The sequence below is a fragment of the Kitasatospora sp. NPDC090308 genome (assembly GCF_044769485.1).
Lineage (GTDB): Bacteria > Actinomycetota > Actinomycetes > Streptomycetales > Streptomycetaceae > Kitasatospora > Kitasatospora fiedleri.
Window position 1 is genome coordinate 101322 of sequence record NZ_JBIVXY010000015.1, and the last position, 17343, is coordinate 118664.

General features: G+C 74.4%; 17 protein-coding genes. 9 read left to right on the plus strand and 8 right to left on the minus strand.

The window, feature by feature from the left end; all coding sequences use genetic code 11:
* Positions 1 to 44: 44 nt before the first annotated feature.
* Complete coding sequence (locus ACIQVD_RS27985) at positions 45 to 1085, plus strand: adenosine deaminase (RefSeq protein ID WP_400680134.1); 1041 nt, start codon at positions 45 to 47, stop codon at positions 1083 to 1085.
* A gap of 94 nt (positions 1086 to 1179) precedes the next feature.
* The gene (locus ACIQVD_RS27990) at positions 1180 to 3963 is read left to right on the plus strand and encodes a right-handed parallel beta-helix repeat-containing protein (RefSeq protein ID WP_402292058.1); all 2784 of its coding nucleotides are present in this window, start codon (positions 1180 to 1182) and stop codon (positions 3961 to 3963) included.
* A 69-nt stretch (positions 3964 to 4032) separates the two neighbouring features.
* On the opposite strand, the gene yidC is transcribed toward ACIQVD_RS27990, so the two are convergent.
* The 5 genes from yidC to ACIQVD_RS28015 form a co-directional block, all read right to left on the minus strand.
* Positions 4033 to 4671, minus strand: a complete 639-nt coding sequence (gene yidC, locus ACIQVD_RS27995) for a membrane protein insertase YidC (protein ID WP_402292059.1) — start codon at positions 4669 to 4671, stop codon at positions 4033 to 4035.
* 199 nt (positions 4672 to 4870) lie between these two features.
* On the minus strand, positions 4871 to 5158 hold the full coding sequence (locus ACIQVD_RS28000; protein WP_402292061.1) for a DUF6412 domain-containing protein: 288 nt from the start codon (positions 5156 to 5158) through the stop codon (positions 4871 to 4873).
* A 112-nt stretch (positions 5159 to 5270) separates the two neighbouring features.
* On the minus strand, positions 5271 to 6344 hold the full coding sequence (locus ACIQVD_RS28005; RefSeq protein WP_402292063.1) for a Gfo/Idh/MocA family oxidoreductase: 1074 nt from the start codon (positions 6342 to 6344) through the stop codon (positions 5271 to 5273).
* Positions 6345 to 6419: 75 nt separating this feature from the next.
* On the minus strand, positions 6420 to 6638 hold the full coding sequence (locus tag ACIQVD_RS28010; RefSeq protein ID WP_400680122.1) for a hypothetical protein: 219 nt from the start codon (positions 6636 to 6638) through the stop codon (positions 6420 to 6422).
* A 219-nt stretch (positions 6639 to 6857) separates the two neighbouring features.
* Complete coding sequence (locus tag ACIQVD_RS28015) at positions 6858 to 7637, minus strand: HAD-IIA family hydrolase (protein WP_400680121.1); 780 nt, start codon at positions 7635 to 7637, stop codon at positions 6858 to 6860.
* 315 nt (positions 7638 to 7952) lie between these two features.
* Here ACIQVD_RS28015 and ACIQVD_RS28020 point away from each other — a divergent pair, with 315 nt between their 5' ends.
* The gene (locus ACIQVD_RS28020; protein ID WP_400680119.1) at positions 7953 to 8663 is read left to right on the plus strand and encodes a uracil-DNA glycosylase; all 711 of its coding nucleotides are present in this window, start codon (positions 7953 to 7955) and stop codon (positions 8661 to 8663) included.
* Positions 8664 to 8721: 58 nt separating this feature from the next.
* Here the strand turns inward: ACIQVD_RS28020 and ACIQVD_RS28025 are convergent, their stop codons facing one another.
* The gene (locus ACIQVD_RS28025; protein WP_402292064.1) at positions 8722 to 9366 is read right to left on the minus strand and encodes a 3-oxoacid CoA-transferase subunit B; all 645 of its coding nucleotides are present in this window, start codon (positions 9364 to 9366) and stop codon (positions 8722 to 8724) included.
* Positions 9363 to 10136: a CoA transferase subunit A gene (locus tag ACIQVD_RS28030; RefSeq protein WP_100838134.1), complete on the minus strand. Its 774-nt coding sequence runs from the start codon at positions 10134 to 10136 to the stop codon at positions 9363 to 9365. Before ACIQVD_RS28030 ends, ACIQVD_RS28025 begins: the two co-directional genes overlap by 4 nt.
* Positions 10137 to 10437: 301 nt before the next feature.
* Here ACIQVD_RS28030 and ACIQVD_RS28035 point away from each other — a divergent pair, with 301 nt between their 5' ends.
* The 6 genes from ACIQVD_RS28035 to ACIQVD_RS28060 are packed head-to-tail and all read left to right on the plus strand — an operon-like array spanning position 10438 to position 15949.
* Positions 10438 to 11679, plus strand: coding sequence for a substrate-binding domain-containing protein (locus ACIQVD_RS28035; protein WP_402292065.1), 1242 nt, complete (start codon positions 10438 to 10440; stop codon positions 11677 to 11679).
* Between the two features lie 5 nt (positions 11680 to 11684).
* Entirely contained in the window at positions 11685 to 12443 is a 759-nt protein-coding gene (locus ACIQVD_RS28040) for an ABC transporter ATP-binding protein (RefSeq protein ID WP_111553388.1), read from the plus strand.
* A complete protein-coding gene (locus tag ACIQVD_RS28045; RefSeq protein ID WP_400680112.1) occupies positions 12440 to 13168 on the plus strand; it encodes an ABC transporter ATP-binding protein in 729 nt (242 codons plus the stop codon). The genes ACIQVD_RS28040 and ACIQVD_RS28045 overlap by 4 nt, the downstream gene beginning before the upstream one ends.
* Positions 13165 to 14031: a branched-chain amino acid ABC transporter permease gene (locus tag ACIQVD_RS28050; RefSeq protein WP_400680109.1), complete on the plus strand. Its 867-nt coding sequence runs from the start codon at positions 13165 to 13167 to the stop codon at positions 14029 to 14031. Before ACIQVD_RS28045 ends, ACIQVD_RS28050 begins: the two co-directional genes overlap by 4 nt.
* Positions 14028 to 15098, plus strand: a complete 1071-nt coding sequence (locus ACIQVD_RS28055; protein WP_400680107.1) for a branched-chain amino acid ABC transporter permease — start codon at positions 14028 to 14030, stop codon at positions 15096 to 15098. Before ACIQVD_RS28050 ends, ACIQVD_RS28055 begins: the two co-directional genes overlap by 4 nt.
* The gene (locus ACIQVD_RS28060) at positions 15095 to 15949 is read left to right on the plus strand and encodes an alpha/beta fold hydrolase (protein ID WP_400680105.1); all 855 of its coding nucleotides are present in this window, start codon (positions 15095 to 15097) and stop codon (positions 15947 to 15949) included. Before ACIQVD_RS28055 ends, ACIQVD_RS28060 begins: the two co-directional genes overlap by 4 nt.
* Positions 15950 to 16018: 69 nt before the next feature.
* Here the strand turns inward: ACIQVD_RS28060 and ACIQVD_RS28065 are convergent, their stop codons facing one another.
* Complete coding sequence (locus ACIQVD_RS28065; RefSeq protein ID WP_400680102.1) at positions 16019 to 17278, minus strand: hypothetical protein; 1260 nt, start codon at positions 17276 to 17278, stop codon at positions 16019 to 16021.
* Positions 17279 to 17343 lie beyond the last annotated feature (65 nt).

Genomic DNA, 17343 nt, shown 5'->3' on the forward strand with positions numbered 1-17343 from the left:
CGAGGTCTGTCCGGGTCCGGGTGAGAGCAGAACGGGAGCGTGCCGTGGCCGAGGGTGTCCAGGGGATCGAGGCGTTCATCGCCGGAATGCCGAAGGCGGAGCTGCACGTCCACCACGTGGGCTCGGCCTCGCCGCGGGTGGTGGCCGAGCTGGCGGCCCGGCACGCCGGACGCAGCCGGGTGCCGGCCGACCCGCAGGCGCTCGCCGAGTACTTCACCTTCACCGACTTCGCGCACTTCATCGAGGTGTACCTGAGCGTCGTCGACCTGATCCGGGACGCCGAGGACGTCCGGGCGCTGACGTACGGCGTCGCCCAGGACATGGCCCGGCAGAACATCCGGTACGCCGAACTGACCGTCACCCCCTACTCGTCGGTCAACCGCGGCATCCCCGACACCGCCTTCATGGAGGCGATCGAGGACGCCCGGCGGTCCGCCGAGAAGGACCTCGGCATCGTGCTGCGCTGGTGCTTCGACATCCCCGGCGAGGCCGGGCTGGCCTCCGCCGAGGAGACCGCCCGCCTCGCCCTCGACCTGGCCCCCGACGGGCTGGTCTCGTTCGGGCTCGGCGGCCCCGAGATCGGCGTGCCGCGCCCGCAGTTCAAGCCGTACTTCGACCGGGCCCGGGCGGCCGGCCTGCACAGCGTGCCGCACGCGGGCGAGTCGACCGGCCCCGAGACGGTGTGGGACGCGATCCGGCTGCTCGGCGCGGAGCGGATCGGGCACGGCACCCAGTCGGTGAAGGACCCGGCGCTGGTCGACTACCTGGGCGAGCACCGCATCCCGCTGGAGGTCTGCCCGACCTCCAACCTGGCGACCCGGGTGGTCGAGCGGATCGAGGACCACCCCGTCCGGCAGATGGTCGACGCCGGCCTGCTGGTCACCATCAACAGCGACGACCCGCCGATGTTCGGCACCGACCTGAACACCGAGTACGCGGTCGCCGCGAAGCTCCTCGGCCTGGACGAGTCCGGCGTCGCGGCGCTCGCCCGCAACGCTGTCGAGGCGTCCTTCCTCGACCAGGCCGCGAAGCGCCGGCTGACCGGCGAGATCGACACCTACCTGGCGGCCTGGCCCACCGCCTGAGCGTTCCGGAAAGGGAGTTGTTCGGCCTCGTACGGGTCGGTAGTCTGGCGCCGCCATCAGGCGATCTTCAGACTTTTCCAGACCTGGGGGGTCGGTGCTCCACCGCCGTCTCATCGCGTCCGCCGCGGCTCTCGCTGCCTCGGTCGCCTTCCTGCCGGGAGCGGCGCACGCCGCCGACCCGGCCCCGAACGCCGGCCAGGCCGCCACCCCCCGGGGGTGGGAGCCGGAGCCGGCCGGCGCCAAGACGTTCACCAGCCCGGCCGACAAGTCGTTCCGGCTCCAGGAGGAGTCACCCGGTACCGCCACCGCGAAGCCGGCCGCCGCGGGCGCCCGGGCCGCCGCCGTGCCGTCCACCGGCCGGACCGTCTACGTCCTCACCCGGGCCGGCTGCACCACGGACCGGGGCACGGGCACCCAGGCCGCGCCGTTCTGCACCGTACAGCGGGCGGTGGACGCCGCCGTGCCCGGCGACGCGATCCGGGTCGACGGCAAGGACGAGGGGGCGCTCCCGCCCAGCGACACGGAGACCGTGGTCGTCCGCACCTCCGGCCTGACCATCACCGGCGGCACCAACGCCCCGCGGATCATGGCGCAGGACTACACGGTCGGAAAGCCCGGCCTGACCCTGGACGGGGTCAGCGACGTGACGGTCAGCGGCCTCACCTTCTTCGGCGGCGGCGGACCGGGCGTGGCCGTCAAGGGCTCCGCACGGGTCACCCTCGACTCCCTCCACCTCTACGGGGGCGCCGCCGGCGCCTTGACCGTCGACGGCGCGTCCAGCGCGGTCACCGTGGCCAGGACGTACACCACGATGTCCGGCACGGCCCCCGGCACCGCGGCGATCGCGGTGGCCGAGGGGGCGAAGGACGTCACCCTGGCCGGCAACCTGGTCAACGCCGTCGCCCTCGACAATTCCTGGAACTACCAGCCGTCCGTCGGCATCTCCGCCACCGGCGTGCAGGGGCTGAACGTCACCAACAACACCGTCCAGCGCGGCTGCCTGCCCGCCGTCGCCGTGGACGGCGCCTCGACCGCCGTGTCGGTCCAGAACAACCTGATGGTCGAGACGGCCGCCGCGGCCGCCTGCGACTCCGGCCAGCCCGCCGTGGCGGTCGCGGCCGAGTCGGCCCCGGCGACCACCGCCGACTACAACGACTTCTACGCCGAGACGTCCACCGGCGCCGGACCTTACCGCTGGGCCGGCACCGGGTACCCGACCGTCGCCGCCTTCCGGGCCGCCGTGCCCGCCCAGGGCGCGCACGACACCGTCGAGACGGTCGCGCCGCAGTACGTCAACACCGGCTGGGAGGGCGGCGTCGCCTACGCCCTGCAGACCGGCTCCGCAGCGATCGGCACCGCCAACCCGTCCGCGCCCGGCGTCCCGGCCACCGACTACTTCGGCCACGGCCCGCTGGCCGACCGCGGCGCGGTCAGGTACCAGAGCAACAACCCCGGCTTCGCGATGGCGCTCGACGCGAGGAGCACCAGCGCGTTCGGCATCACGATGGACATCGACGTGACCACCCTGCCGGTCGCCCAGGACATCTACCTGCAGTGGGGCGACGGCACCACCGACGTCCTCAACTTCTACGGCAACAAGCCGGTGAAGACCACGGCGCAGCACATCTACCAGAAGCTCGGCGACTACACCGTCACCGTCACCGACTACGAGAAGACCGGCAACACCATCCGCAACACGGTGAAGGTCTCCACGCTCGGCTCGCAGTACACCGCGTACGGCCCGAAGCGGCTGCTCGACAGCCGGGACGGCACCGGTGTCCCGGCCAAGGGCCGGATCGCCCCGTACGGGACGGTCAGGCTCAAGGTCGGCGGCGCGAACGGCATCCCGGCGGACGCGACCGCCGCGGTGCTGAACGTGACGGTGACCAACCCGGCCGCCGACGGCCACGTCACGGCGTACCCGGAGGGCGGCCAGCGGCCGAACACCTCGAACGTCAACTACCGGACCGGGCAGAGCGTGCCGAACCTGGTGATGGTGCCGATCGGCGTCGACGGCTACGTCGACCTGTACAACGGCGGCTGGGGCGCGACCGACCTGGTCGCCGACATCACCGGCTACTTCACCCCGTCCCCGGCCGCCGGCTACGCGGCCGTCGGCCCGACCCGCCTGGTCGACACCCGGGACGGCACCGGTGCTCCGCGCGCCCAGATCGCCGGACGCAACTCCGTCCCGGTGCAGGTCGCCGGTGCGGCCCCGGGCCTGCCCGGCGGCGGCATCACCGCCGTCGCGCTGAACGTCACCGTCACCAACCCGCGCGAGGACGGCCACCTGATCGTCTACCCGAGCGGGCAGGCCGTGCCCACCGCGTCGAACCTCAACTTCACCGCCGGACAGACCGTCGCCAACTCGGTGGTCGTGCCGGTCGGCGCGGACGGCAGGATCCGGGTGTTCAACGGCGCCTGGGCCGGCACGGACGTGATCGTCGACGTGGTCGGCTACTACGGCGCCAACGAGAAGGGCGCGTTCATGCCGGTCGACCCGGAGCGGCTGCTCGACACCCGCGACCCCGCGCTGTGGAAGGGCGCGCTGCCGCTGCACGGCCGCTACTACGCCTACCTGCCGATGACCACGCGCAGCGACATCCCGGCGTTCGTCTTCAACGCCACCGTCACCGACACCCGGGACAACGGCCACCTGTCCGTCGCCTCGGACCCGAACACCCTGGACAACTACAAGAACAACAACACCTCCCCGGTCTACCCGCCGACCACTTCCTCGCTGAACTGGAAGCGGGGCGACACCGTGCCGAACCTGGTGCAGGTCGCGTCGGGAGGGGGCGTCATCGACTTCTTCAACGAGAGCGACGGCGACATCAACCTGATCGTCGACATCTTCGGCTACTACCAGAACGCCTGACACCCGCTCGGCCCACGCCGCGTCCCCGGAGCGCCCGCCGCCCCGGGGACGCGGCGTTCCCGGCCGCGCTCAGCGGTGCAGGTACCGGCGCTCGGCCGTCGTCCAGGCGGTGCTGGTCAGCAGGTAGAGCGCGCCCGCCGCGGGCAGCAGCAGGGCGAACAGCGGGGTGCCGAAGGCCAGCCAGCGGGTCGGGCCGGCCGTCGTGGGGGAGTGCGCGGCGCGGCGGGCGCTGTACCAGGCCAGGGCGAGCAGGGCCGCCTCCAGGGCGGCGAACAGCGCGAACTGGGCCGGGGTGTGGGCGGTCGTGGGGCGGGTGCCGAGCGGGACGCCCGCGAGTGTCGCGTCCAGCAGGTGGCCCGGGGCGGTGGTGAACAGGCGGTACATCACCGAGAAGAACGGGGCCTGCAGCAGCGCCGGGAGCAGGCCCGCGAGCGGGCCGGTGCCCTCGGCGCGGTGCAGGGCGAGCAGTTCGCGGTTCAGCCGGGCGGGGTCCTTGGCGTGTCGTTCGCGCAGCCGGGCGACCCGGGGCGCGATCCGGGTGCGGGCCCGTTCGGCGCGGGCCGCGGAACGGGCCAGCGGGTGCATGGCGGCGCGGACCGCCAGGGTGAACAGGACGATCGCGGCCGCGGTGGGGACGGCGGTGGCGAGGGCCGCGACGCCGGCGTGGGCGAGGTGGACGGCGGGGTCGAGGACGCTCAGGACGGACACGGTGGCTCTCCGGGAGTCGGCGGGACTGGCGACGGTGCTCGGAGGGCGGGCGCGCGGAGGGGACCGACGGCGCCGGGCGCGCGGGCGCGCGCGGCGGGGGTCGGGGAGGGTGCGTGGTCGTTCGCGCGCGTCCCCGGGTGCACTCCCGGCCCCGGTGGGGTGCGGGAGTTCGGGGAGGCGCGGAGGAGGAACGGGCCCCTCAGGCGGCCGCGGGCGGCCGTCCCGGGGCGCGGGGGCGGGGGCGGCCCGGGGCGTCCGGGTCGCGCGGGGCGAGGTAGGCGGTGCGGTAGGCCCGGCGGCGCAGGGCGCCCGCGTGGACGGCGGCCGGGGTGCGGGCGCCGGGGACGCGGGCCGCGGCGAGGGCGGTGCCGGTGGCGACGGCGGCGAGCAGGAGCAGCGCGGCGGCCGCGGTCAGCGCGCCCGGACCGGTGGGCAGGTCGCCGGTGAGGACCCGGAGCAGCGCGAGCAGCAGCGGCGTGGCCGTCACGGTGCGCACCTCCTGGGGTCGGGGCCGGGGCCGGGGCCCGGGTTCGGGTCCGACGGTACGTCAACGGCGGGGTGGTGGTCCGTGGTTCCCGCCCCCGCCGTCGACGCGGGGGTCAGGGCAGGCGGACCACCGAGGCCGTCGCGGCGGAGGCGCGGGCGGCCTCCAGGACGGCGAGGGTGGCGACGGCGTCGCGCGGGTCGACGGGCGGCGGGGTGCGGTCGGCGAGCGAGGCGGCGATGCCCGCGTAGTACGCCGGGTAGTCGCCGGGGTCGGTGGTGACGGACTCGGCGTCGCCGTCGCTGCCGAGCAGGCCGTACGCGGCCGGGTCGTCGTCGCCCCAGGGCCCGTCCGGCGCGCCCGGGCGGCGGCCGGCCCGCAGCGCGGCCTCCTGCGGGTCCATGCCGAACTTGACGTAGCCGGCGCTGTCGCCGAGGACGCGCAGCCGGGGCCCGGCGAGCGGGGCGAGGGCGCTGGTCCACAGCTGGGAGCGGACGCCGCCGGTGTGGGTGAGGGCCAGGAAGGCGTCGTCGTCGACCACCGCGCCGTCGCGGCGCACGTCGATCTCCGCGTACACCGTCTCGACCGGACCGAACAGGGTGAGCGCCTGGTCGACCAGGTGGCTGCCCAGGTCGTACAGGGTGCCGCCGACCTCGGCCGGGTCGGCCAGCTCGCGCCAGCCCGCCTTGGGCTTGGGGCGGAAGCGCTCGAAGCGGGACTCGAAGCGGTGCACCCGGCCGAGGCGCCCCTCCGCGATCAGGCGGGCCGCGGTCAGGAAGTCGCCGTCCCAGCGGCGGTTCTGGAACACCGACAGCAGCAGGCCGGACTTCTCGGCGAACTCGCACAGGTCGCGGGCCTGGTCGCTGGTCGCGGCCAGCGGCTTGTCGACCACGGTGGCCAGGCCCGCGAGCAGGGCGGTGCGGGCGAGCGGGACGTGGGTGCGGTTGGGGGAGGCGATCACCACCAGGTCGAACCGGTCGGCGTCCTCGAACAGCTGCTCGGGGGTGTCGAGGGCGCGGGCGTCCGGGTGGTCGCGGTGCAGCCGGGCGCGGCGGTCGGGGTCGGCGGTGACCACCGCGTCCAGCCGGAGTCCGGGGGTGCTGGCGATCAGCGGGGCGTGGAAGGCGGAACCGGCCAGGCCGTAGCCGATCAGGCCGACGCGGAACGGGGCGGAGGGCGTGCTGCTCATGGCCTCAACTCAACCACCCCGGCCCGCCGCGGCGGCGGAGGCCGCCCGGTCCGGCCGGCCCCGCCGGGGAACCGGTCAGCGCTCGGACGGGGGGCGGCACCGGTGCCGCACGGCGAACGCGGCGCCGGTCAGCAGCAGCACCGAGCCCACCGACAGCAGCACGCCGTTGAGCACCGCGGCGCCCTCCCCGGACCCGGCGAGCCGCACGGCCGGCCCGGCCAGCAGGGCGGCGACGGCCAGCAGTACGGCGGCGCGGGCGGTGGCGGCGCGGGCGGTGCGGTGGACGGAGGCCATCGGGGGCTCCCTTGCGTCGGGCGGAGCGGGCGTGTCCGGGACGCTAACCGTTCTCAGTACGGTAACTGACGGTACGTCAGGGTAGTTACGGGCGGCTTAAGGCGGTGTTGAGACGCCCCGCACCGGGGTCGACGGTCCGGGGCCGGCCGGTCACCCGCCGTTCCCGGACCGGGCCCCCGGCCGTGCGCCGGGGCCCGGTCCGAGCGGGGCGCGGGGGCGTCAGATCAGCTCGACCAGGTCGGCGATCGACTGGACCACCTCGGTCGGCCGGTACGGGAAGCGCTCGACCTCGGACGCCTGGGTCAGGCCGGTGAGGACCAGGAAGGTCGACATGCCCGCCTCCATGCCGGAGACGATGTCGGTGTCCATCCGGTCGCCGATCATCGCGCTGTGCTCCGAGTGCGCGCCGATCGCGTTCAGGCCGGCCCGCATCATCAGCGGGTTCGGCTTGCCGACGAAGTACGGCTCCACGCCGGTCGCCTTGGTGATCAGCGCGGCCACCGCGCCGGTCGCGGGCAGCGCGCCCTCGGCGGACGGGCCGGTCTCGTCCGGGTTGGTGGCGATGAACCGGGCGCCGTCGTTGATCAGCCGGACGGCCTTGGTCATCGCCTCGAAGGAGTACGTCCGGGTCTCGCCCAGCACGACGAAGTCCGGGGCGGTGTCGGTCAGCACGTAGCCGATGTCGTGCAGCGCGGTGGTCAGGCCCGCCTCGCCGATCACGTACGCGGTGCCGCCCGGGCGCTGGTCGTCCAGGAACTTGGCGGTGGCCAGGGCGGAGGTCCAGATGTGCTCGGCGGGCACGTCCAGGCCCATCCGGGCGAGCCGGGCGTGCAGGTCGCGCTGGGTGTAGATCGAGTTGTTGGTGAGCACCAGGAAGGGCTTTCCGGACTCACGCAGCCGCTGGAGGAAGGCGTCGGCCCCCGGGATCGGCACGCCCTCGTGGATGAGGACTCCGTCCATGTCGGTCAGCCAGGTCTCGATGGGCTTGCGGTCTGCCACGTGGGTGTCTCCTTGGTCTTGCACAGGTCGAACGATCTTCGTGATCGCTCCGACCGGACACCACTGGCCGGTCGGGCGCCACAGGCTGCCCCAACGCCGGTCAGCCTAGTCGTCCCGGTCGGCCGGCCACAGGGGCGTCCGCGCCCGCCGACGTCCGCCGACGTCCGCGAGAACACCCCCGGCCCCCGGGCCGCGGCGGGCGCAGCGGGCTGTCGGCGCGACTGTGTAGCGTTCACCGCGGCGGGTCCGGGACGGGCCCGCGGAACGCACGAGTGAGAGCGGCCGCCGTGCGGCGCGGCCGGTGGGAGGTACAACGTGACGGAGCTGGCCCAGACGTCCGCGAACGGCGCGCCGGAACTGCCCGAGTCCTGGCGGGGGGTGCTCGCCGAGGAGACCGGCAAGCCCTACTACGCGCAGCTGACCGAGTTCCTGGCCGCCGAGCGCGCCGAGCACGAGGTGTTCCCGCCCGCCGGGCAGGAGTTCTCGGCGCTCGCCGCGACCGCGTACCAGGACGTCCGGGTGCTGATCCTCGGTCAGGACCCCTACCACGACAACGGCCAGGCGCACGGCATGAGCTTCTCCGTGCTGCCGGGCGTCCGGACCCCGCCGTCGCTGCGCAACATCTACAAGGAGCTGCACACCGACCTCGGCCTGGCGGTGCCCGACAACGGGTACCTGATGCCGTGGGCCGAGCAGGGCGTGCTGCTGCTCAACGCGGTGCTCACCGTGCGGGCGCACGAGGCCAACTCGCACAAGAACAAGGGCTGGGAGAAGTTCACCGACGCGGTGATCAAGGCGGTCAGCGCCCGCGAGGAGCCCTGCGTGTTCGTGCTCTGGGGCGGCTACGCGAAGAAGAAGCTCCCGCTGATCGACACCAGCCGCCACGTGGTCGTCCAGGGCGCGCACCCGTCGCCGCTGTCCGCGAAGCTGTTCCTCGGCAGCAAGCCGTTCTCGCAGATCAACGAGGCACTGGAGGGCTTCGGCCAGAAGCCGGTCGACTGGCAGATCCCGAACCTGAACCAGTAGCGGCACGAGCGGGAGCGGGGCCCGGGGAGCGCCTCCCCGGGCCCCGGCCCCGCTCGCCTCAGGCGAGGACCGGCGGTTCGGTGGCGGCGCGCAGCCGGTCGAGGGTGACGCCGTCCGCGAGTTCGACCAGCCGCAGGCCCTCGGGGGTGACGTCGAGGGTGGCCAGGTCGGTGACGATCCGGTGGACGACGGCGCGGCCGGTGGCGGGCAGGGAGAGCTCGTCCACGATCTTGGGGGTGCCGTCCTTCGCGGTGTGCTCCGTCACCACGATCAGCCGGCGGGCCCCGTGCACCAGGTCCATCGCGCCGCCCATGCCCTTGACCATCCGGCCGGGGATCATCCAGTTGGCGAGGTCGCCGCGCGCGGAGACCTGCATCGCGCCGAGCACCGAGACGTCGATCCGCCCGGCGCGCACCATGCCGAAGGAGAACGCCGAATCGAAGTACGCCGCACCGGGGTTGACGGTGACCGTCTCCTTGCCGGCGTTGATCAGGTCGGGGTGGACGTCGGCGTCCGCCGGGTAGGGGCCGGTGCCGAGGATGCCGTTCTCGGAGTGCAGGACGACGTGCACGCCCGGCGGCAGGTGGTCCGGGATCAGCGTGGGCAGACCGATGCCGAGGTTGACGTACTGGCCGTCGCGCAGTTCGCGGGCGGCCCGGGCGGCGAGCGCCGCGCGCGGGTCCGAGGGGGCGGCGGTGGTCATCGGGACTCCTCCGGGGCGGCGGGGCGGCGGACGGTGCGCCGCTCGACGCGGCGGTCGGCGGGGTCGGCAGCGACGATCCGGTCGACGTACACGCCGGGCAGGTGGACGGCGTCCGGCGGGATCTCGCCGGGCTCGACGATCCGGTCGGCCTCGACCACGGTGACCCGGCCGGCGGTGGCGCACAGCGGGTTGAAGTTGCGGGCGGCGGCGTGGAAGACGCAGTTGCCGTGCCGGTCGGCGACCTCGGCGCGCACCAGCGCGAAGTCGGCGTGGATCGCCTCCTCCAGCAGGTGGCGGCGGCCGCCGAACTCGCGGACCTCCTTGGGCGGGGAGGCCAGCGCGACCGCGCCGCCGCCGGGGGCGTAGCGCCAGGGCAGGCCGCCCTCCTCGACCTGGGTGCCGGCCCCGGCCGGGGTGTAGAAGGCGGGGATGCCCGCGCCGCCGGCCCGCAGGCGCTCGGCCAGGGTGCCCTGCGGGGTGAGCTCGACCTCCAGCTCGCCGTTCAGGTACCGGCGGGCGAACTCCTTGTTCTCGCCGACGTAGGAGGAGGTCATCCGGGCGATCCGGCCGGCCCGCAGCAGCAGGCCCAGGCCCCAGTCGTCCACCCCGCAGTTGTTGGAGACGACCCGCAGGCCGGTGGTGCCGGCGTCGACCAGGGCGCCGATCAGGGTGGACGGGATGCCGCACAGGCCGAAGCCGCCGACCGCGAGCAGGGCGCCGTCGGGAATGTCCCCGACCGCGCGGGCCGGGGAGTCCAGGACCTTGTCCAAGGGGGGCCGCCTTTACCAGGAGAGGGCAGGAGAGGGCAGGGGGTGCAGGGGAGTGCAGGGGAGGGACCGACTGGCGCACCACCCTCCCCGCAGGCCCCGGGGCTTTCCATGGCGGACGGCGCCACGGCGCGGGCGCCCGCCATGTGCCCGCCGCACACCTCCGGCCGCCCGCCGCCGCGACATGGCGGCGGGCCACGCAGTGCGGGCGGCCGATGTGTGGGTCCGTCACATGTCGTCCCACCGGGCGCGCCCCTACGGTTCCGGCATCCCACCAGCACCGGTACGTCAGGAGCCCCCCACCATGCCAGTCACGGACGCCACCCACAGACGCCCCGTCCGGAAGCTCGCCGCACTGGCCGCCTGCGTGCTGCTCGCCGCGGGCTGCGCGAAGGCCGGCACCGCGGGCACCTCGACCGGGGCCGGGAGCGGCGGGGGCGACAGGAGCCCGGTCAAGGTCGGCCTGGTGTACTCGAAGACCGGCCCGCTGGCCGCCTACGGCAAGCAGTACCTGGAGGGCTTCAAGGCGGGCCTGGCGTACGCCACCAAGGGCACCGGCGCCGTGGACGGCCACCCGGTGGAGGTCGCCGAGCAGGACGACGCGGGCGACCCGGCGAAGGCGGTCTCCGCCGCCAAGGACCTGATCGGCAAGAACTACAAGATCCTGGCGGGCTCCACCGCCTCCGGCGTGGCGCTCCAGGTCGGCCCGATCGCCGCGCAGAACAAGGTGCTGTTCATCTCCGGCCCGGCCGCCGCCGACAAGGTCACCGGCCTGAACAAGTACACCTTCCGCTCCGGCCGGCAGTCGTACCAGGACACCCGGGCCGCCGCCTCGTTCATCGGCGACGCCAAGGGGAAGAAGGTCACCGTGCTGGCCCAGGACAACGCCTTCGGCCAGGCCAACGTGGCCGCCGTCAAGGACGTCCTGGGCGCCGGGGGGGCCGTTGTGGACGCCGTGCTGGCCCCGCCGTCCGCCACCGACCTGACCCCGTTCGCCACCCAGGCCAAGGACGCCAGGCCCGACCTGCTGTACGTCGCCTGGGCCGGCGACACCGCGTCCGCGCTGTGGACCTCGCTCAACCAGCAGGACGTGTTCTCCGCGACCAAGGTCGTCACCGGCCTCGACGTGGCCGCCTCGTACCCGCTGTTCGGCCCGGCCGCCGAGAAGATCGACTTCCTGAACCACTACTTCGGCGGCGCCGCCGGCACCGAGGCCGAGAAGGCGATGACCGACGCGGTCACCAAGGCCGGCTCCAAGCCCGACCTGTTCACCCCCGACGGCTTCACCGCCGCCCAGATGGTGGTGCACGCGCTGGAGGCCGCCCAGGGCTCCGACGCCGACACCGACGCGCTGGTCAAGGCCCTGGAGGGCTGGAGCTTCGACGGCGTCAAGGGCAGGCTGACCGTCCGGGCCGAGGACCACGCGCTGCTCCAGCCGATGTTCCAGGTCAAGCTGGTCGGCAGCGGCGCCGACGCCAGGCCCACCGCCGTCCGGACCCTGGACGCCGACCAGGTCGCCCCGCCGGTCGCCCCGACGGCGGGCTGAGCCCGATGAGCACCCCCGCCCCGGTCCTGCGGCTGGACGGACTCGGCTGGTCCGTGCGCGGCGTCCCGATCGTGCAGGACGTCAGCCTCGACGTCGCCGAGGGCGAGTTCGTCGCCTTCATCGGCCCGAACGGGGCGGGCAAGACCTCCCTGTTCAACCTGATCACCGGCATCCACCCCGCCACCCGCGGCACCCTCCACCTGGACGGCGCCGACATCACCGCCCTGCCGGTGCCCGCCCGGGCCCGGCGGGGCCTGGGCCGGACCTTCCAGACCTCCTCGCTCTGGCCCGGCCTCACCGTCGCCGAGCACCTGCGCCTCGCCGCCCAGGCCGCCGCCGGGCCCGCCGCCTCCTACCGGATCTGGCGGCGGGCCGGACGCCACCGGCAGCAGGTCGAGGAGACCCTGGAGCGCACCGGCCTGGCCGACCGCGCCGACGACCCGGCCGGCTCGCTCTCGCACGGCGGCAAGCGCAAGCTCGAACTCGCGGTGCTGCTGGTCGGCGAGCCGCGGCTGATCCTGCTGGACGAGCCGATGGCCGGCGTCAGCGCCGAGGAGGTGCCCGCGCTGGTCGAGCTGATCCGCTCCGTCCACCAGGAGCAGGGCCGCACCGTCCTGATGGTCGAGCACCACATGGACGTGCTGCTGGGCCTGGCCGACCGGCTCGCCGTGATGCACCACGGCACCCTGCTCGCGCTCGACACCCCCGACGCCGTGATGGCCGACGCCACCGTCCAGGGGGCCTACCTCGGGGAGGCGCTGTGAGCCTGCTGACGGTCCGCGACCTGAGAGTGGTGATCGACGGCCTGCACATCCTGCACGGGGTGGACCTGGACGTCGCCGCCACCGGCGTCACCGCCCTGCTCGGGCGCAACGGCGCCGGCAAGACCACCACCGTCAAGGCGGTCATGGGCCTCGTCCCGCGCACCGGCGCCCTCACCTTCGACGGCGCCGACATCGGCCGGCTCCCCACCCACCTGGTGGTCCGCCGCGGCATCGGCTACGCCCCCGAGGACCGCGGGATCTTCGCCGGCCTCAGCGTCGCCGAGAACCTCCGGCTCGCCGAACGCGACACCGCCCCCGCCTACGACCTGGTCTTCGAGCTGTTCCCCGAGCTCAAGCAGCGCCACCGGCAGCCCGCCGGGACGCTCTCCGGCGGGCAGCAGCAGATGGTCGCCATCGCCCGCACCCTGCTGGGCGGCAACCGGCTGATCATCGCCGACGAGCCCACCAAGGGACTCGCCCCGAAGATCGTCACCGAGGTCGCCGACGTGCTCGCCCGGGTCGCCGAGACCGTCCCCGTCCTGCTGGTCGAACAGAACCTCGCCCTGGTCCGCCGGGTGGCCGGCCACTGCGCCGTCCTCGCCGACGGCCGCACCGCCCACCAGGGCGACGCCCGCGCCCTGCTCGCCGACGAGGACGCCGCCCGCCGCCTGCTCGGCGTCGGCGGCCACCGCCCCGCCCCCGCACCCGAGGTGACGCCCCGATGAACACCGTCGTCCTGCTCGCCTGCACCGGACTCGGGCTCGGCGCGCTGTACTTCCTGGTCGCCTCCGGCCTCTCGCTGATCTTCGGCCTGATGGACGTGCTCAACTTCGCCCACGGCGCGCTGCTCTCGGTCGGCGCCTACGCCGCCTGGTGGGCCGCCACCGACGGCGGGATGGGCTTCTGGCTGGCCGTCCCGTTCGGCACCCTGGTCGGCACCGCCGCCTCGGTGCTGCTCGAACTCGCCCTGATCCGCCCGCTGTACACCCGCCCCCGGGACCAGATCCTGGCCACCGTCGGCGTCGGACTCGCCCTGCCCGCCCTGCTGATGGGCGTCTGGGGCCCGGACGCCCGGCCCTTCCCGCAGCCCGCCGCGCTCTCCGGCACGGTCGGCCTGCTCGGCGCGACCGTCCCGGTCAACCGCTTCGTGCTGATGGCCGCCGCGCTGGTGGTGCTGCTCCTGCTCCGGCTGTTCCTGGCCCGGACCCGCTACGGGCTGATCGTCCGGGCCGGCGTCGAGGACCGCGCGATGGTCACCGCCCTGGGCATCGACGTCCGCAAGGCGTTCACCCTGGTCTTCGCGATCGGCGGCGCCGCCGCCTCGCTCGGCGGGGCGCTGGCCGGCCTCTACTTCGGCTCGATCAACCCCGCCCAGGGCACCGGGCTGCTGATCTTCGCCTTCGTCGTGGTGGTGATGGGCGGCACGGGCTCGGTCACCGGCGCCGCCGTCGCCTCGGTCGGCGTCGGCCTCGTCCAGCAGTTCGCCAACTACTACACCGCGGCGGGCCTCGGTGACCTCTCGGTGGTCGTCCTGCTCGCCGTCCTCCTGCTCGTCAAGCCCCGCGGACTCACCGGGAGACTCGCGTGACCACCCACCTCAAGCGCTGGTGGCCGCTGGCCCTGCTGCTCGTCCTGTTCGCCGCGCCCTACAGCACCCTGCCGCTGCCCGGCCTGCTCGACGGGCCGCTCGGCAGCCCCGGCAGCCTGCAACTGATCGCGCTCTGCCTGCTGTACGGGGGCCTGGCCACCGGCTACGACCTGCTGCTGGGCCGGACCGGGCTGCTCTCCTTCGGGCACGCGCTGTACTTCGCCACCGGCCTGTACGCCACCGACCTGGCCATGCTCGAACTCGGCCTCGGCTTCTGGCCCGCCGCGCTCTTCGGCGTGGCCTGCTCGGTGGCCCTCGCGCTGGCGCTCGGCGCGGTCTCGCTCCGGGCCACCGGCATCGGCTTCTCCATGGTCACCCTGGCCTTCGCCCAGGCCGGCTCGATCCTGGTGCAGCGCAACCCCGGCGGCCTCACCGGCGGCGAGGAGGGCCGCTCCGTGCCCGCCGCGCACCTGCCCGACGCGCTGATCGGCATCCAGAACACCGCCAACCTGTACTGGATCGCGCTGGCCTACCTGGTCGTCACGCTCGCCGTCGTGCACCGGACGGTCTCCTCGCCCACCGGCCGGGTCTGGTCCGGCATCCGGGAGAACGAGCGCCGGGTCGAGGTGCTGGGCCTGCGCCCGTACGGCTTCAAGCTGGTCGCGTTCACCGTCTCCGGCGCGCTGGCCGGCGCGGGCGGCGTGGTCTACCTGCTGCTCACCGGCGGCGCCACCCCGCAGGCGGCCGGCTCGGACGCCACGCTCGCGCTGCTGGTGATGGTGGTGCTGGGCGGCTCCGGCACCCGCTGGGGCCCGCTGCTCGGCGGCGTCCTCTACACCTGGGCCGCGCACCGGCTCGGCGACCTGGCCAACTCCGACTCGGTCGCCGAACTGCCGTCCGTGCTGCGGGTTCCGCTCTCCCAGCCGCTGTTCCTGCTCGGTACGCTCTTCGTCGCCGTGGTCTACCTGCTGCCGGGCGGCCTCGCCAAGCTCCCCGCCCGGCTGCGCGGCGGCCGTACCGCCGGGGCCGCGGCCCCCGTCACCGCCGTCCCGGAAGGCGCCGCATGACCAGCCCCCAGCCCGTCGCCCTGACCGTCCCCGTCGAGGGCGGCGACCTCGCCGTCCTGCACTGGCCCGCGACCGTCCCCGGCGCGCCCGTGGTGGTCGCCGTCCACGGCATCACCGCCAACGCGCTGGCCTGGGCCCCGCTGGCCCGGCTGCTCGACGGCCGGGCCGCGCTGTACGCCCCGGACCTGCGCGGCCGGGCCGCCAGCCGCGACCTGCCCGGCCCCTGGGGCCTGGCCCGGCACGCCGAGGACGTCGCCGCGCTGGTCACCGCCCTGGACGCGGGCCCGGTCCGGCTGGTCGGCCACTCGATGGGCGCCTGGGTCTCGGCCCTCACCGCGACCCGGCACCCGGAGCTGGTCGCCGAACTCACCCTGGTGGACGGCGCGGTGACCTTCCCGCTGCCGCCCGGCGTCAGCGAGCGGGACGCCCTCGCCGCGGTCCTCGGCCCGGCGCTGGCCCGGCTCTCGATGACCTTCCCCGACCGCGCGGCCTACCGGGCGTTCTGGCAGGCCCACCCCGCGTTCGACCCGTGGACCGAGGAGCTCGACGCCTACACCCAGCGCGACCTGGTCGGCGAGGCCCCCGAGCTGGTCTCCTCCTGCGTCCACGAGGCGGTCACCACCGACGGCGCCCAGGTCCTGCTCGACCCGGAGGCCGCCGGGGCGATCCACCGCCTGACCGTCCCCGCCCGCCTGCTCTACGCCGAACGCGGCCTGATGGACGAGCCCCGGGCGCTCTACGACCCCGCCCGGCTGGAGGCCGCGAAGGTCACCGTCCCGACCGAGCCGGTCGCGGACACCAACCACTACTCGATCATCCGCTCCGCGCGCCTGGTGGAGCTGCTGGTCTGACGGCGGCACGGCGGCACGGCCGGGGCCCGGGGAGCGGTGCTGCTCCCCGGGCCCCCGCCGTCCCGTCCACTACGCGCCCAGGAAGGTCTGCCAGCCGCCGGTCGGGGCCTGGCCGACGTTGAGGGTGCGCAGCTTGCGGAGGGTGGACTGGTCCTGGACCTCCAGCCAGTCGACGAGCTGCTTGAAGGAGACCAGGCGGACGTCGGGCTTGCCGGCGATCTGCCGGAGGGCCTCCTCGACCGCGTCCATGTAGATGCCGCCGTTCCACTGCTCGAAGTGGTTGCCGACGAAGAACGGGGCCCGGTTGGTGGTGTAGGCGCGCTCGAAGCCCGCCAGGTACGCGTCGCGGGCCTGGTCGCGCCACTGGCCGTACTTCGCCGGGTCGCCCTTGGTGGAGCCGCCGGACTGGTTGGCCAGGATGTTGTAGTCCATGGACAGCACCTGGAAGCTGTGGCCGGGGAACGGGATGCCCTGGAGCGGGAAGTCCCAGATCTTGCCGTCCTGGACCTTCTGCGGCCAGATCTGCAGGCCGCCGGGGGAGCTGGCGTCGTACTTCCAGCCGAGCTTGGCGGCGGTCGGCAGCAGCGCCTTCTGGCCCTCCAGGCAGGGGGTGCGGCCGCCGATCAGCTCCTTCTTGTAGTCGAAGGGGAACGGGTCGACGTCGGTGAAGCCGGTGTTGGTCCTCCACTGGGTGACGAAGGACACCGCCTGCTGGATCTCGCTCTCCCAGTCCTCCGGGGTCCACTTGTTGACGCCGTTGTGGTCGGAGCGGGTGGAGCAGAAGTGCCCGTTGAAGTGGGTGCCGATCTCGTGGCCGGCCTGCCAGGCCTGGGTGATCAGCTTGATGGTGTTGCGGACGGCGTTGTCGGACAGGAACGGGATGTCGGAGGCGCCGACGGGGTGCTGCGGCGGGTGGTAGAGCGAGGACTTCTCCTTCGGCAGGGTGTAGATGCCGGAGAGGAAGAAGGTCATCGCCGCCTTGTGCTCCTCGGCGAGCTTGAGGAAGCGGGCGAACTGGCCGTCGTCGGTGGCCCCGGCGCCGTCCCAGGAGAAGACCACGAACTGCGGCGGCGTCTCGCCGGGCTTCAGCTTCTCGGGCGTGGGCTGGCGGGGCTGGGTGCCGGTGTCGGCGGTGGAGCCGTCGCCGAGCGGGGTGCCCTTGACGGCGGACGGGCTGGTGCCGGCGGTGGCACTGCCGGTGCCGCCGGGGCCGGCGTCGGAGCCGGGGCGGTTCGCCGTGCCGCCTCCGCTGGAACAGGCCGCGACGGCGCCGAGGGCCGCCGTGGCCGCTGTGGCGGTCAGCACTGTCCTGCGCGAGATGCTGCTCATGGTCTCCCCTGCCACGGTGGGCCCGGCCGGAACGAAGACCCGGGCGCCGACACGCGGCTCCCGGG

Excerpts from the sequence above, each read along its gene's own strand:
- ACIQVD_RS28005 (WP_402292063.1), bottom strand. The coding sequence starts at position 6,344 with ATGAGCAGCACGCCCTCCGCCCCGTTCCGCGTCGGCCTGATCGGCTAC.
- ACIQVD_RS28010 (WP_400680122.1), bottom strand. The coding sequence starts at position 6,638 with ATGGCCTCCGTCCACCGCACCGCCCGCGCCGCCACCGCCCGCGCCGCC.
- ACIQVD_RS28025 (WP_402292064.1), bottom strand. The coding sequence starts at position 9,366 with ATGACCACCGCCGCCCCCTCGGACCCGCGCGCGGCGCTCGCCGCCCGG.
- ACIQVD_RS28035 (WP_402292065.1), top strand. The coding sequence starts at position 10,438 with ATGCCAGTCACGGACGCCACCCACAGACGCCCCGTCCGGAAGCTCGCC.
- ACIQVD_RS28040 (WP_111553388.1), top strand. The coding sequence starts at position 11,685 with ATGAGCACCCCCGCCCCGGTCCTGCGGCTGGACGGACTCGGCTGGTCC.
- ACIQVD_RS28050 (WP_400680109.1), top strand. The coding sequence starts at position 13,165 with ATGAACACCGTCGTCCTGCTCGCCTGCACCGGACTCGGGCTCGGCGCG.
- ACIQVD_RS28060 (WP_400680105.1), top strand. The coding sequence starts at position 15,095 with ATGACCAGCCCCCAGCCCGTCGCCCTGACCGTCCCCGTCGAGGGCGGC.
- ACIQVD_RS28065 (WP_400680102.1), bottom strand. The coding sequence starts at position 17,278 with ATGAGCAGCATCTCGCGCAGGACAGTGCTGACCGCCACAGCGGCCACG.